At 48.7% G+C, this 15,476-nt stretch carries 13 protein-coding genes and 1 pseudogene; all 14 read left to right on the top strand.

What is annotated here, in order from left to right:
• Window positions 1–9: 9 nt before the first annotated feature.
• A complete protein-coding gene (locus HPY28_RS00755) occupies window positions 10–360 on the top strand; it encodes a Na-translocating system protein MpsC family protein (RefSeq protein ID WP_174229885.1) in 351 nt (116 codons plus the stop codon).
• Between the two features lie 124 nt (window positions 361–484).
• Window positions 485–637 (top strand): annotated as a pseudogene (locus tag HPY28_RS00750) (formate dehydrogenase accessory sulfurtransferase FdhD); the annotation flags it as partial.
• Window positions 624–1,631 carry a GTP 3',8-cyclase MoaA gene (moaA, locus tag HPY28_RS00745; protein ID WP_174229883.1) on the top strand — a complete coding sequence of 336 codons (1,008 nt, stop codon included), beginning with the start codon at window positions 624–626 and terminating at the stop codon, window positions 1,629–1,631. The pseudogene HPY28_RS00750 and the gene moaA, both read left to right, overlap by 14 nt.
• 10 nt (window positions 1,632–1,641) lie before the next feature.
• Complete coding sequence (locus HPY28_RS00740; protein ID WP_026043099.1) at window positions 1,642–2,904, top strand: molybdopterin molybdotransferase MoeA; 1,263 nt, start codon at window positions 1,642–1,644, stop codon at window positions 2,902–2,904.
• A 165-nt stretch (window positions 2,905–3,069) separates the two neighbouring features.
• The gene (locus tag HPY28_RS00735; protein ID WP_017248533.1) at window positions 3,070–5,322 is read left to right on the top strand and encodes an ATP-binding cassette domain-containing protein; all 2,253 of its coding nucleotides are present in this window, start codon (window positions 3,070–3,072) and stop codon (window positions 5,320–5,322) included.
• Window positions 5,323–5,565: 243 nt separating this feature from the next.
• Window positions 5,566–6,228 carry a TetR/AcrR family transcriptional regulator gene (locus HPY28_RS00730; protein WP_174229882.1) on the top strand — a complete coding sequence of 221 codons (663 nt, stop codon included), beginning with the start codon at window positions 5,566–5,568 and terminating at the stop codon, window positions 6,226–6,228.
• Window positions 6,215–7,099, top strand: a complete 885-nt coding sequence (locus HPY28_RS00725) for an amidohydrolase family protein (RefSeq protein ID WP_017248535.1) — start codon at window positions 6,215–6,217, stop codon at window positions 7,097–7,099. The genes HPY28_RS00730 and HPY28_RS00725 overlap by 14 nt, the downstream gene beginning before the upstream one ends.
• The gene (locus HPY28_RS00720; RefSeq protein ID WP_174229881.1) at window positions 7,086–7,856 is read left to right on the top strand and encodes an enoyl-CoA hydratase/isomerase family protein; all 771 of its coding nucleotides are present in this window, start codon (window positions 7,086–7,088) and stop codon (window positions 7,854–7,856) included. Before HPY28_RS00725 ends, HPY28_RS00720 begins: the two co-directional genes overlap by 14 nt.
• Window positions 7,857–7,876: 20 nt before the next feature.
• Entirely contained in the window at window positions 7,877–9,448 is a 1,572-nt protein-coding gene (locus HPY28_RS00715) for an AMP-binding protein (protein ID WP_174229880.1), read from the top strand.
• Window positions 9,449–9,473: 25 nt separating this feature from the next.
• Complete coding sequence (locus tag HPY28_RS00710) at window positions 9,474–10,553, top strand: M42 family metallopeptidase (RefSeq protein WP_174229879.1); 1,080 nt, start codon at window positions 9,474–9,476, stop codon at window positions 10,551–10,553.
• A 42-nt stretch (window positions 10,554–10,595) separates the two neighbouring features.
• Window positions 10,596–12,239, top strand: a complete 1,644-nt coding sequence (locus HPY28_RS00705; RefSeq protein WP_174229878.1) for an ABC transporter substrate-binding protein — start codon at window positions 10,596–10,598, stop codon at window positions 12,237–12,239.
• Window positions 12,240–12,270: 31 nt separating this feature from the next.
• On the top strand, window positions 12,271–13,572 hold the full coding sequence (locus HPY28_RS00700; protein WP_174229877.1) for a serine hydrolase domain-containing protein: 1,302 nt from the start codon (window positions 12,271–12,273) through the stop codon (window positions 13,570–13,572).
• A gap of 46 nt (window positions 13,573–13,618) precedes the next feature.
• Window positions 13,619–14,557, top strand: coding sequence for a nickel ABC transporter permease (gene nikB / locus HPY28_RS00695; protein WP_017248541.1), 939 nt, complete (start codon window positions 13,619–13,621; stop codon window positions 14,555–14,557).
• Between the two features lies 1 nt (window position 14,558).
• Window positions 14,559–15,452 (top strand): ABC transporter permease, encoded by an 894-nt coding sequence (locus HPY28_RS00690; protein WP_174229876.1) that lies wholly within the window; start codon window positions 14,559–14,561, stop codon window positions 15,450–15,452.
• Window positions 15,453–15,476 lie beyond the last annotated feature (24 nt).

Raw genomic sequence — 15,476 nt, 5'->3', positions numbered from 1 at the left:
GAGCATCGAATGACGAAAAACCTCGAACATCAATTCAGCATGCTAGTTCGTGAGATACGAAAAGAATACGTCGGTAACGGTCCGAAAGAAATCGTTACACGTTTTTGTGGTCCATGGGTGATCTGTGAGATGAAAGGGAACCTGACAAATGTTGAAAAATTTATGATTCTGTCTGATGAAGGCAAACGAATGGTACACGATGCACGCACGAAGCTCGTGAAGAACATCTATAACGACCCTGAGGTAGTAGCAAAACTCGAAGATATCATCCACGCAAAGGTCTTGCGGATTTTTTCAGATATTAGCATTGAAGAGGACATTGCCATGACCGTCTATGTTTTAGATAGATCAATTTCTTGATCAGGATGGGAGGAAAGGAGAGAAACGCTCATGATTCAACCGGTGTGCGTTTTATCACATCTCCTGCATGATGAATATGGTACTTTGAAGGAAGTGGTAGATTCCATCGTGACAGAATCACCGATCGAAGTCATCTCCTACTGAATTGGCTCTTCGTCTGGAGCAGGGTCTTGGCATTTCCACGGTTGGTTTTATTCGAAATCAAAAGTTTAATGTGTACACGTGGCCCGAACGAATTGCAGAGGTTGAAAGGGGGAAGTCCAGTGATTCCAAGTGAATTGGTGGACGCTTTTGGTCGTGTCCATGACTATTTACGCATATCGGTAACGGATCGTTGCAACTTGCGGTGTGTTTACTGCATGCCTGCTGATGGGATGGAATTTGAACCTGATGAAAATATCTTGTCTTTGAACGAAATAACCGAGGTTGTGAGGGTTTTGGCCGAAATGGGGGTCAAAAAAGTAAGGCTGACAGGTGGAGAACCATTGGTCCGCAAAGGCATTGAACATTTGGTATCCGCGATAGCGGGAATTCCAGGAATCGAAGATATCGCAATGACTACCAATGGGATTTTCTTGGCGAGAAAGGCTCAACAATTAAAAGAAGCCGGCTTGAACCGTGTGAATATCAGTCTGGATACATTGAAAGCGGATCGTTTTTCGTTGATTACCCGCGGTGGAGATGTCCATCGCGTTTTGGATAGCATAGCTGCATGCCAACAAGTAGGGATAGATCCAATTAAGTTGAACGTCGTCCTTATGAAGGAGATCAACGATGATGAAATAGAAGATTTTCTTCAGCTTACGATCGATAGTCATTTACAAGTTCGATTTATAGAGTACATGCCCATCGGCCACAACGACATGAGATGGAAGCAATCCTATCTGCCATTGTCCACCGTATTGGAACGCTGTCATCATTTGGGCTGGAAAGTGGCTGAGAGTCATGAAGTGCGAGGCAACGGACCTGCACAAACGTTTCGGATAGAAGGAGCCAAGGGGAGTTTTGGGCTTATTCATCCCGTGAGCGATCATTTCTGCGAAACTTGTAATCGGCTTCGTTTGACAGCGGATGGAAATATAAAGCCATGCCTATATTGGTCGGATGAGTTTAATGTTCGTACGTGCATTGGAGATGATGAAGCGGTACGCGACCTCTTTTTTCGAGCATTGCATATCAAACCACTGAATCACGAAATGGCCAAAGCTTTAGTTGATGAGAGTCAGTCGCATGTACCAACAGGTAGGCGCATGTCTCAAATTGGAGGGTAGTGTAGACGACATGGATAGAGTAGATTGCGTGAATCGGTTTCATCGAAATGCGGTTCAAGTTGTGGAAGCACAGCGCAGAATTGAGCAACATCTGAACCGTCTGGATGTGGAAGAAGTCTCATTGGAAAATGCCTACAGTCGTACGTTGGCGGAGGATATCATTGCGCCAGACAATATGCCTCATTTCCGGCGTTCTGGGATGGATGGTTTTGCGATTATGTCCAGTTCAACTCGAGGGGCATCATCTGAATCTCCTGTCCTTTTGGAAGTGATCGACAATATTCCGTGTGGAGCTCTACCTACAAAAGAATTATCGCAAAGAACGGCCTCCCGAATCATGACGGGAGCCATGGTACCTGAAAATGCAGACGCAGTCATCATGCTGGAAATGACAGACGACCTTGAGGAGCAGGGCAAAACGTACATTTCCATTAAAAAAGAAGTCCATCCTGGGCAGAACCTGACTCCGATTGGCCACGAAATCACAATGGGCCATTGTGTTCTGCAAAAAGGTACAGAAATCCTCGCTGGTGAGACCGCATTGTTGGCTACATTCGGTTTCTCCCGCGTCAAAGTATATAAGCGCCCAACCATCGCAATTTTTGCTACAGGTTCAGAGCTTTTACCTGTAGATGCGCCACTTTGCGCAGGTAAAATTCGAAACAGTAACTCTTACATGCTGGCGGCACTTATTCGGGGGGCAGGAGGGATTCCATTACTGATGGGTTCCATCCCAGACGAAGCGGATCAGGCACAAACTCGTATTCTTGAAGTATTTTCCGTTGCGGATTTCGTGATCACATCAGGTGGAGTATCGGTAGGCGACTACGACATTCTCGTAGATATTTTTGAAAAATGGAAAGGGAAGGTCCTGTTTAACAAAGTAGCGATGCGACCCGGAAGTCCTACATCCGCAGGGGTTTGGAATGATCAATTTTTGTTTGCTTTGTCAGGCAATCCGGGAGCATGCTTTGTTGGTTTTGAGCTCTTCGTTCGTCCTGTGATTTTGGGTATGCAGGGTATTCAAAATAGATACACGAGAGACTTTACTGCTTTTCTAGGCGAAGACTTTACAAAGATAAATGCGTATCCTCGGTATGTTCGCGGAAAGTCTTATGTAATCGATGGCAAGGTGTTCGTAAAACCTGTTGGGATGGATCAATCAAGCGTTACGGTATCCATTAAAGATTCCGATTGCTTGATCAAGATTCCACCTGGAGGAAAGGGAATGCTACAAGGTGAACTTGTCTGTGCCTTGATGCTTAGAGGATAATACTCACCTTGCGGGTGCTTTGGTGAAAGTAACGGCTGTCCATTGGAAATAATAGGTAGGCGAAGTGCTTGGTTGTAAGCGAGAACTGCCAGAAGCGAAGATCTCCTTCTGAATGGTACAATGTAAATATAAGTAGAAATGAATACTATCGGAAGGATGTTTGGCATGAGCGAATCTAATCAGGAGTATATCGTAATCTCCGGTGCGAGGGAAAACAATCTCAAGAACGTATCCTTACGCATTCCGAAGCGGAAGATTACGATCTTCACCGGTGTATCTGGCTCCGGTAAGTCATCGATCGTCTTCGATACGATCGCCGCAGAATCCACGCGATTGCTGAATGAGAACTTCAGCATGTTCGTGCGCAATTTCTTGCCCCGCTATCCGCAGCCGGATACGGACGCGATCGAGAACCTGAGTATGGCGGTTATCGTGGACCAGAAGCGACTGGGGGGCGGCTCCCATTCCACGATGGGCACAATTACCGATATTTCTCCCATTCTTCGCCTGCTCTTCTCCCGAATAGGTCAGCCCAATGTTGGACAAGCGCATATGTTCTCCTTTAATGACCCCCAAGGCATGTGTCCCGAATGCAACGGGATCGGTCGCAGTCTGAGCGTTGACATGAGCAAGGCGCTGGACATGTCAAAGTCGTTGAATGAAGGGGCAATCATGCTGCCGGACTATAAGGTAGACGGCATGGAATGGAATATGCTCGTGCAGACGGGCTTTAATCCTGACAAGAAGCTGAGCGATTATTCGGATGAGGAGCTAGAGCAGCTGTTGTACGCCAAGGCGAGGAAAGTGGAGATGCAATTCGCCGGGAAAGCCGTGAATATTACAGTAGAAGGTGTCATGGAGAAGTTCACCAACAAATACATCAAGCAGGATCTAAAGACGAAATCTGAGCGTACACAAAAAGCAGTTGCGCCGTTCATCTCCGAAGGTTCTTGCTCCAGCTGTCATGGTGCGAGACTCAATCAGGCCGCACTGAACTGCAAAATCAATGGCCTCAACATTGCAGAGATGTCTTCCATGGAGGTCGGTCGGCTCATCCGCGTCATTCAGGAGATTGACGATTCGGTCGCCGCACCGATGGTCAAGTCGTTGACGGAACGGTTGCAGCATCTAGTGGATATCGGACTAGACTACTTGACGCTGGATCGTGAGACGGATACCTTGTCCGGCGGCGAGTCGCAGCGTGTCAAGATGGTGAAGCATCTGAGCGGCAGTCTGGTGGATGTTACTTACATTTTTGATGAGCCCAGCGTTGGTTTACATCCCCGTGATGTACACCGATTAAATGAATTACTTCAGAAGCTGCGCGACAAGGGCAATACCGTCATTGTCGTCGAGCATGATCCTGATGTGATCAAGGTGGCAGATCATATCGTCGACGTCGGGCCTCACGCAGGTAGCCACGGCGGTACCATCGTGTATGAAGGTAGCTTTGGAGGTCTGCTGGAGACAGGGACACTGACAGGTACCCATATGAAGCGGCCGATCCAACTGAAGCAAGATTCCAGGAAGCCGTCCGGTAAGTTATCCATTGTGGATGCCACACTGCACAACCTGCGGAACGTGAGTGTTGATATTCCAACCGGAGTGCTGACCGTAGTTACGGGTGTCGCCGGCTCAGGTAAGAGTACGCTGATAAACGAAGTATTCCTTAGCAACCATTCGGATGCGATCGTCATCGACCAATCGGCGGTAGGCGTGTCAACACGCTCCAATCCCGCGACCTACACAGGGATCATGGATGATGTGCGCAAGGCGTTTGCTTCCGCGAACAAGGTCAACCAAGGCTTGTTCAGCTTCAACTCCAAAGGGGCTTGCGAGAACTGCCAAGGTCTAGGGGTTGTGTATACAGACCTTGCATTCCTCGAAAGCGTCAAGCTGCCGTGCGAAGTCTGCGGAGGAAGACGGTTCAAGGAAGAGGTGCTCGCATACAAGCTGAACGGCAAGTCAATTGCAGAAGTACTGGAGATGACGGTGGAGCAGGCATTGGAATTTTTTGAGCTAAAAGAAGTTGTGCGCAAGCTCCAGGCGATGAGTGATGTGGGGCTAAACTATATTACACTCGGCCAGCCACTTAGCACGCTCTCCGGCGGGGAATGCCAGCGCATCAAACTAGCAAGCGAGCTGCACAAGAAGGGCAGCATCTACGTGATGGACGAGCCGACAACTGGCCTACATATGTCAGATATCGGTCACCTTCTGGAGATCATGAACCGCCTCGTGGATACAGGCAATACGGTAATCGTCATCGAGCACAATCTCGATGTGATCAGCCAAGCGGATTGGATTATCGATATGGGACCTGACGGAGGCAGCAACGGCGGTCAGGTGGTCTTCGAGGGCACACCTCCGCAGATCATCCACGCGGAACAGTCGATCACGGGAAGATATTTGAAGTAATGCATCTAATCTACTTTCGTAATGTATGGGAGCCCAATGTAAAAGCTGCTATGGCATAACGAATTCAGATCTCCTCATGGGAAACCGGAGGAGATTTTTGTTATACCGAGTGGAGTATCAGAAAATAAAAAATAATCTTGACATTAAACCAGGTGGTTAGTAAAGTGGTGATTACAAGCAACCTATCGATCGATCGATCGACTCGAGTTTTCTGCAATCATCAGTAGAAAGGAGCGCGCTTTTTTGACGAAAGAAAAAATATTTCAAGCAGCATTACGACTATTCGCAAGAAAAGGATTTGAAGCAACCAGCATTCGTGATATCGCTCTAGAAGCAGAAGTAACCTCTTCCACCCTCTATCATTACATGAAAACAAAAGAGGATCTGCTCGTTGCCATCATGCAAGAAGGGTTACAGACCCTACTTGGAAATGCAAAGGAAGTACTCGCTGAGCTTGAAGCGCCCGAACAACAATTGGCAGCGTTTGTACAGCTTCATGTTACTAGCCATGCCATTGACAAGCTAACAGCATTAGTAGTAGATACCGAGTTCCGTGCGCTGACAGGAAATACGCGCGTAGAAATTGCCAGGTTGCGCAGTGAATATGAGCTGCTCTGGCATCGTATTTTAACGGACGGATTAGAGGGGGGCGTATTTACGATAGAAAATACCAAGCTTACCGTCCTGGCTTTGCTTCAAATGTGCACGGGTGTCGCCCATTGGTACTCACCCGATGGCCCAAATTCATTGGATGAAATCAGCTTGAATTTTTCCGATATGGCGCTTGCACTCGTACAGGCAAAGCGAAACGGTCAGCAACTGACTGTCTCCGATTTGGATCTGCCTGAACCCGCTCGTTTTTTTATGAAACCATGGCTGGGGGCTGCTGCGCATGAACATTCTTGATGCCCGTGTCCGCTTGCCACAGCAGTTCCGTGAGGCACGCATCGGTGAAATGCGAAATGAGTACGTCGCTCAATATGATGCGGTGTTACAAGTAAGATCGACTATCGCGAAAACGCTCGACGATTTGATTCAAGAAATGAAAGAATCAGGAGTACACCATGCCATTATGCATGCAGAATACGAATTCGGCGAGAATGGAGATGCGCTGAATGATGCATTGGCAAAAGTCATATCCGCTCACCCTGAGCTCTTCTCAGGATTCGGTACGATTTCAATGGAGCATTTCAGACCGATGCGCGCTGTCCAACAAGTGAGCCGCATCAGAGAGCTGGGCTTTCTGGGAGTAAACATCCAGCCTGCATTTTTTGAGATGCCGATCGATGATCGCAAATTATATCCCGTATACGCAAAGGCTGCTGAGTTAGGCTTGGCAGTTGCCATTCATACGGGAATTAATTATTCGATGATTCATCCCATCCGGAATGAACACCCGCTGTTGCTGGATCAAGTCGCCTGTGATTTTCCAGAATTAACATTGATTGCGTGTCATGGGGGGTGGCCCTGGGTGCCTGAAATGGTTGCCGTAGCGCGCAAGCACCCCAATGTTCTGATGGATTTGGGCGGGCTTTCTCCAAGGTATTTGGGGGTGCAAGGAGCAGGGTGGGAGATGATGTACAGGTTAGCAAACAACCTCTTGCAAGATCAAATCCTCTTTGCAACAGACTGGCCTGTATTTCCTCTGAAACGCGCGATTGCAGAATGGAAGGAATTAAGCATAAAGCCCGAGGTGCTAGAGAAGGTGCTCGGTTCGAATGCAAGAGCATTGTTTTCCAAAATAAAGGCGGAGGTAAAAAAGAATGACAACACGTAAGGCGGTGGTAGAGTGTGAGATCCATCAAGAGATAGGCTGGATTCACCTGAATCGCCCCGAGCGGTTAAATGCGGTGATTCCACAATTGGTAGAGGAGCTGTATGGATCGCTCGATAAGTTGGAACGCGAAGGAGTAAGGGCGGCAATACTGGCTGGCCGCGGGAATGCTTTTTGTGCAGGACATGATTTGCGTCATGAAGAAAAGCCTGCAAATGAGGCTGAGATACGCCTTAACCTACAGAAAATTCAGGATATAACACGAAAGATCCAGCGTGTCCCTTTTCCAGTGATCGCTGCGGTCCATGGTTATGCATTAGGAGCAGGGTGTGAGTTTGCACTCGGATGCGATTTGATCATCGCCGCTCAAGATGCCGAATTCGGCTTTCCGGAAGTGAGTGTCGGACTTAGTGTTACTGGAGGAATCTCGCATATCCTTCCCATCGCGATCGGACTGGTCCGGGCGAAAGAATTGCTGTTTTCGGGCGAAAGGTTTGGTGCATCGCAAGCACTGCATCTAGGACTCATCAACAAGGTAGTGGATCATAAAGTGTTAGCTGAAGAAGCTGACAAGTGGGCGAAACGGTTAGCTGAGCTCCCGCAAGTAGCGCTTGCAAAAGCCAAATTTGCGCTAAATCGCGGAGCACAATGCGATCTGGAGGCAGCTTTTGAATTGGAGATCGAGCATGCGCTGGCAACCGTGCAATCGATCGAATCCAAGCAGACGGCTGAAGGGTTCCGAAAAAAAGGATCGGTATAAAGAAGGAGGGCTGAAACCTTTTGGACTTGCAAGAAATCAAGTCTTTGACGGCGCGGGCGGCCAAACGATGGGGAGAAAAAATCGGGCTTGTCTTTGATGAATGGAATGAACAACTATCATTTAAGGAGATAGAAGACCGTTCCAACCAGATCGCCAACATGCTCCAAGTGCTGGGCGTAGGCTATGGGGATCGGGTAGCCGTCATGCTGAGGAACCAGCCGGAATTCCCGCTTACTTGGCTGGCGTTGGCAAAACTGGGCGCGACTATCGTGCCGATAAATGTAAATTACAAAGAGTACGATGCACAATATATCCTCCACCACTCCGAAGCAATCGTTATCGTAACTTCACAGGAGTTTTTATCCCTGCTACAGAAGATCAGACCTTCCTTACAAACCCTCCAAACAATCCTCTCAGTAGACCAATCAGACGATCCCAACGCTGTCGATTTCAGAACGATGTGTGAAACAGCGCCCACGACACCAACAGCACTTACCGTTTTTCCTGAAACTTTAGTCAACATCCAATATACATCCGGCACGACAGGCTTCCCCAAGGGGTGTATGCTTTCCCATGAATATTGGCTCACCATAGCAAAAAAGATGATCGAGCAGCATCCAAATTTGACCCATTCAGATGTACTGTTAACGGCGCAGCCCTTTTACTATATGGACCCGCAATGGAATTTGCTGGGTGCGATCGCTGTGGGGGCAAAGCTTGTGGTTCTCGATCGATTTCATCCCTCTACATTTTGGCAGAAAGTACGGCAATATGGCGTTACCTTTTTCTACTGCCTGGGGATCATGCCCACGCTAATGGTCAAAGCACCACGCTCGCCCTTAGACAGGGAAAATAACGTTCGCACCATCTTTTGCTCGGCCATTCCCCCGCATCTGCACCGCGAATTGGAAGAGCGATGGGGCGCGCCGTGGTATGAAGTTTTTGGCATGACAGAGACAGGTGGAGATATTTCGGTAAAACCACACGATCATGACCGATTGCTCGGAACAGGCTGCATCGGAAAACCGGATAAAGACCGGACCGTCCGCATTGTTGATATTCACAACCGCCCCGTTTCGAGAGGCGAGGTTGGCGAACTCGTCCTACGGGGCTTGGGGATGATGGATGGCTACTATAAAGACCCTGATGCGACTTGCGCTGCCTTTCAGGGCGGCTGGTTCCACACCGGAGATTTGGTGCGAATGGACGAAGACGGATACATCTATTATGTCGGCAGAAAAAAGGAGATGATTCGCCGGAGCGGGGAAAATATTTCGGCTGCTGAGGTTGAGGAAGTCATGAAAATGCATCCGGCCGTGCAATATGCTGCCTGTCTTCCAGTGAAAGACGAAATACGCGGGGAAGAAATCAAGGCATACGTGGTAGTGAAAGCGGACCAAACGGTGCCTCCTCATGAGTTGATCTCTTATTGCGCCGAGCATCTTGCTTACTACAAGGTTCCACGATATTGGGAATACCGAAGTGAATTGCCTCGTACCCCATCTGAGCGTATAGCCAAGCATGTACTGGCGAACGAAAAAGCAGATCTTCGCATCGGTTCCTATGATCGCATGGATGATAGCTGGAGATAACATGCAAATGGAGAGGAAGATAGGGATGAATAGTTGGGTAAAGGTACTGAAAGAGCTGACAGAGGCTTCCGGAGTTCCCGGACAAGAACAGGAAGTGCGAGAATTAATGCACACGTACTTGGAACCGCTTACAGAAGAAGTGTTCACAGATAATCTGGGAAGCATAATCGGGCGGAAAACAGGCCTGGCCAATGGACCCAAAATCATGATGATGGGCCATATGGATGAAGTGGGGTTCATGGTAACGCGTGTCATGAAGGATGGATTCATCGCCTTCCAGCCGCTTGGTGGCTGGTGGTCGCAGGTGATGCTGGCACAGCGCGTGAACATTAAAACACGCAAAGGGGATATCGTCGGCGTAATCGGGTCAAAACCGCCGCATCTGCTGTCTTCGGAAGAACGAAAGAAAGTGGTTGAGATCGAGCGTATGTTCATCGACATCGGAGCATCCAGTGCAGAACAGGCAAAGGAACTGGGGATTCGTCCAGGTGATCCGATTGTGCCGATCTGCCCTTTCACGGTGATGGCGAATGACAAGATGTATATGGCAAAAGCGCTCGATAATCGCGGCGGTTGCCTTACAGCCATTGAAGTAATGAAACAGTTACAAGAAACGGATCACCCCAACATCGTCTTTAGCGGCGCTACTGCACAAGAAGAAGTGGGATGCCGCGGTGCATTCACGAGCACGTATATGGTGCAACCAGATATATTCATTGCATTGGAGACGGGGATAACGTTTGACACGCCAGGAAGCGCCGACTCTCCTAATTTGCCTGATATCAAGTGCGGTGGCGGGCCTACAATTGGTCTATTCGACGGCTCGCTCGTACCCAATCGAAAATTGCGGGAACTGTTATTTGATACGGCTGATGAGGAAGGCATCCCGTATCAATATGGTGCTATTGCAGGTGCGGGTACGGACGCAGGAGCTGCACATATGGTTGGCAAAGGGGCTCCATCAGTTGTTATTGCAATCCCTGCGCGCTACATTCACAGTCACGCTTCGATTCTTCATCATGATGATGTAGAAAATACGGTGAAATTGCTGACGGCTCTCGTCAAAAAGCTGGATCAAAAAACGGTTGATTGGCTCAGATTGTAGGAGGCAAGGATATGTCCCAAACAAGGGAGAGTGGTGCCATTCATGGGGATAAGAAAGCGGGAAACCACCACGTTTGTGAGCATTGTCCTTTCCTGTTTCGTATTGTTGGCAAGCGTGGTCGGCTGCGGGACGCTTGCCACGAAACCAGATACGGATGAAGGAAAAAAAGATGCCAATATATCCGAGAAAAAGGGCGGTACGATCACCGTTGCGATCGGCAGTGAACCAGATACACTGGATGTCCACAAATCAACAGCGTTAAGCACGGAGGGGGTCGCGCTCAATCTAGGAGGGGCCCTTCTTTACAGAGATCCCCAAACAAATGAGGTCAAGCCCCATCTGGCCGAATCGTACTCCATTTCGGATGATGGGAAGACATGGACATTTCGTATTCGCCAAGGCGTTACCTTTCATGATGGGACACTGCTTACTGCACAGGCGTACAAGCGAACGTTTGAGCGGGCCATGTCTCCGGAAATCGCTCCGAAAGGCGTAGGTATGATTCTTGGCATCATCAAATCGATCAAAACACCAGATGATCAGACCCTTATTTTGGAGTTGAATGAACCGTCTGCCACGCTCCTCACCTATTTCACTTCCGCGAGCTGGATGCAGCCGCTCTCTGGGGACGCGGTGCAAACGTTTGGGGATCAATACGGAAGGAATCCGGTTGGTGTCGGTCCATGGAAGATGGAGAGCTGGAAATCAGGAGACTCTATCACGCTGATTCAAAATGATGCGTATCGCTGGGCAACGCCCTTCTTTAAAAATCAAGGACCACCGAGGCCGGACAAATTAGTTCTGAAATTGATTCGAAATCCGCAAACGGCTGTCGCTGCTTTGGAGAGTGGAACCATCGACATCGCTGATCTGCCTGCGAAAGACGCGAAGAAATTCAAGAACAACAATCGTTTTACGGTACTTGAGCAGACAAAGCGCGGCTTGGGGCTGTTTGTCGAGCTGAATTTGAATAACGAGATTTTACAAGATAAAAACGTACGCAAAGCGTTGCAAATGGCAGTAAAGAAAGATGCTATCGTGCAGTCGCATCTGCAAGGCGAAGGAATTGTTGCAGATGGTCCGCTACCAGCAAATTTGTTCGGATACGATCAATCCATTGCCCAATATGCATACAAATACAACCCCGAGGAAGCAGTGAAGCTCCTGGAAGAAGCCGGATGGAAACTGAATGCACAAGGGATAAGGGAGAAAGCAGGAAAACCGCTTCATCTCGAATTGTTGAGTATGGAAGTATGGTCTCAACCTGCCCAGTTGATGCAAGGAATGTTCAAAGCGATTGGGGTAGACGTGAAAATCATTACTCTGGAAGGCAGCGCAGTCGACCAGTTAACTGCTGCCGGCACATTTGACTTGGCGCTGGATGGATACGTCGCTGATGACCCTGATATCTTGTTTCCGTTCATGCATTCAACACAGATCGGTGGGATGAATCGTTCAGCCATCCATGACAAAACGATCGATTCCTTGCTGGAAAAGGGACAGGTGACGATGAAGAGCGACGATAGAGCGAAAATTTATGAAGATCTTCAGAAGCGCGCTGTGGAGGAGGCGTTTTGGATTCCCATTTACACGGAAAAACGGTTTGTCGTAGTAAACAACCGTGTTCAGGGACTGATGCTTGATCCATCCGGACTGAAATTGTATCAGGACGTGTGGGTTAAGTAAACGAGGAAACAAAAAACAAGGAGAACAGGTCATGAACAATCAGGAATGGATCGTGAGTTATGAGGAGTTTGTCCGGGAAACAATGATGGGAAGCAAGGTGCCTGGAGCTGCAATTGGAGTGGCCAAAAACGGACAGCTCGTTTATGCCAAAGGCTTCGGCTATCGTGATACCGAGCAAGGTCAGGTAGCGACAGTTGATACTTTGTTCGGAATCGCTTCGATTACAAAATCGTTCACCGCTATTGCGATCATGCAGCTACAGGAAGCCGGAAAACTGACGGTTGCCGATCCTGTTTCCCGTTTTTTGCCAGAGTTTCATGTAAAAACGGGAAGTGGAACGGAAGCAATCACCATTCACAACTTTCTAACCCATTCCTCCGGTTTGCCGCCATTATCTTGCGTCGATGAAGCACTCAAGCGTGGAATGAACACCTATGAGGAATTAATGACCTATATGGCACAACTGGAATTTACTTTATTGGGCGCACCAGGTACGGAGTTCAGTTATTCCAATGATTGCTATACGCTCCTGGGTGCTATTGTTGAGCGGGCAAGCGGCAAGCCATATTCGACGTATGTGAAGGAGCATATTCTCCAACCAGCTGGAATGCAGCATAGTTGCTTTTCTTTGGAAGAGTTGCACGGGTACGAGGATAGGACACCGCTATTTGAGACACCGCCGTTTCAATCATCCGGGGGATTAAAATCAACGCTCACCGACATGATGAGATACACCGAGTTGTTTCGCACGAAAGGTTTGATTGGCAAGGAACGAATTCTTCGCACGGAAAGTGTGCAGCAGATGACCACCCCTTATTTCCGATGCGAACAAAACCAATATTACGGATATGGTGTAGCGATTACACCCAATTTCTACGGTGCTGTGATGCTGGGTCATAGCGGCAGAGAAAAAGGGATCCAAGCCTACATGAGCATCATCTCCGAGAACGGGTTGGCTGCCGTGGCGCTCACCAATCTCAGCGGTTCACCGGCTGCCGCATTGGCACATGGCACGTTTCACTGCATCGAGAATCGTCCTGCGAAATCAACGCATGTCACGTATAAGGAATATGACCTCCCGACAGATCGTCTGCTTGAATATGCGGGCGAGTACGGATCTATGGAAGGAATTCATCTTCAGGTAAGCGTGGATGCAGGCACGCTGATCGTAACGGTCGATCATTCGGACTCATTCTCTTTAAAAGCTATCGACGAGGACGTTTTTCTCGCGAACGTTGAAGGTTCGGATCAAACCGTACGCTTTATACGAGACGGAAGTCAAACGGTAATTCGCATGATGGGCTCCTATCGCCAAATTCCCAAGCGAGTTTAGCCGTAAGCAATGAATACGCATTCTGGAAGAGAGGAGTGAACGAATCATGAAACAGTATTTGTTGAATCGGATGCTATCAGGAGTGATTGTCCTCCTCGGCATTTCCATCTTTTCGTTTGCGCTCGTTCATTTTATTCCTGGAGATCCAGTACGGATCATGTTAGGGGAAAAGGCTACAAAAGCACAAGTGGAACAGTTACGTGAGCAAATGGGGCTAAATCAACCCCTTCCTCATCAGTACCTGACCTACATGGAAAAAGTCATCCAAGGGGATTTCGGGACTTCCTTACAAACAGAAAGACCTGTCATCGTGGAAATAATGGAACGGTTTCCGGCAACGGCCAAGCTAGCCTTCGCTGGGATTGGCATCGCAGTCGTGATTGGCTTAACGATGGGAATGATCGCTGCGAAATACAAAAATACGCTCTTGGACTTTATGCTGATGGCAGCAGCTTCGATCGGATTATCGCTGCCGAGCTTCTGGCTGGGGTTAATCGTAATCATGTTATTTTCTGTTCAATTAGGCTGGTTTCCCATCGCGGGCGGTACGGGATGGAAGGATCTTGTTTTGCCTGCTTGTACCTTGGGCGTTTTGTCTTCCGCGATGATCAGTCGACTGACGCGTTCAGGTATGGTCGAAGTGCTTTCCCATGATTACATTCGAACGGCACGAGCCAAGGGATTGAGGGAGTCGATAATCCTATTTCGACACGCCTTGTGCAATGTCATGATTCCTGTTGTTACGGTGGTAGGCTTGCAAATCGCGACTCTGCTGGGTGGGGCGGTTATCATCGAACAAGTGTTCAACTGGCCTGGTATCGGCACATTGGCTATCCGTGCGATTTCAGCCCGTGATCTTCCGATGATTCAGGGCATTGTGCTGCTTATGGGCTTCGTCTATGTCGTGGTAAATATGATGGTCGACCTCCTCTATGGTTTGATTGATCCGCGTGTCGACCTCATTACGGAAAAGGAGGGGCGGTAACTTGAATGAGATGAGCAAAACTGTCGCACATGGGGCGACGCATGCCAACTCCCCGATTTTCCCCAAGCTTGCCTTTTGGGAAAAAATCAAGAAACAGCGAGCAGCAAAACTAAGCTTGGTGGTGCTTTTACTCATTTCTGTGATCGGAATCGTCGGGCCTTGGATCGCTCCTTATGACCCTACTGAAAGTAATTACGAAGCCTTTTTGCAAGGCCCGTCTGCCAAGCATGTTCTCGGAACGGATGCGATCGGCCGCGATTTGTTTTCCCGTATTTTATACGGAACGCGCGTAACGCTTGTGGTTGCTGTCATGGCGGTCGGCATCACCGTATCGGCAGGAACGATGATTGGTGTCATCAGTGCGTATATGGGAGGATTTATTGATCACCTGCTCATGCGGATTATGGATATTTTGCTCGCCTTGCCGGGGATCATTTTGGCCTTGGCCATCGTCGCGGCGCTTGGACCGAGTCAAACGAATGCGATGATCGCAATCGGCATTTCTTCGATTCCCAGCTTTGCGCGTCTGATCAGGGCAGCGACTCTCGTCATCATGTCGTCTGGATATGTGGAAGCCAGCAGGTCGATCGGGACGCCGAGCTGGTGGATCATTCTTTTCCAGGTTCTCCCCAATATTACGAATGTATTGTTCGTTTACATGACACTGTTCGTCGGGGGAGCGATTCTCGATACGGCTGCATTGGGCTTTATCGGCTTGGGCGCGCAGCCGCCGACTCCCGAATGGGGGACTATGTTGAATGAAGGAAAAGATTATTTGTCCGATGCCTGGTGGCTTGCGACATACCCGGGATTGGCCATCACCATTGTCGTGTTGGCAGTAAACCGACTGGGAGATGCCTTGCGTGATATTTTTGATCCTCGTACGCAAAAGTAAATGGGCAATAAGAGGATTGGAGAG

The sequence above is a fragment of the Brevibacillus sp. HB1.2 genome, from assembly GCF_013332495.1.
In the GTDB taxonomy this organism is placed as follows: domain Bacteria; phylum Bacillota; class Bacilli; order Brevibacillales; family Brevibacillaceae; genus Brevibacillus; species Brevibacillus porteri.
This window is presented reverse-complemented; position numbering and strand designations above follow the sequence as displayed.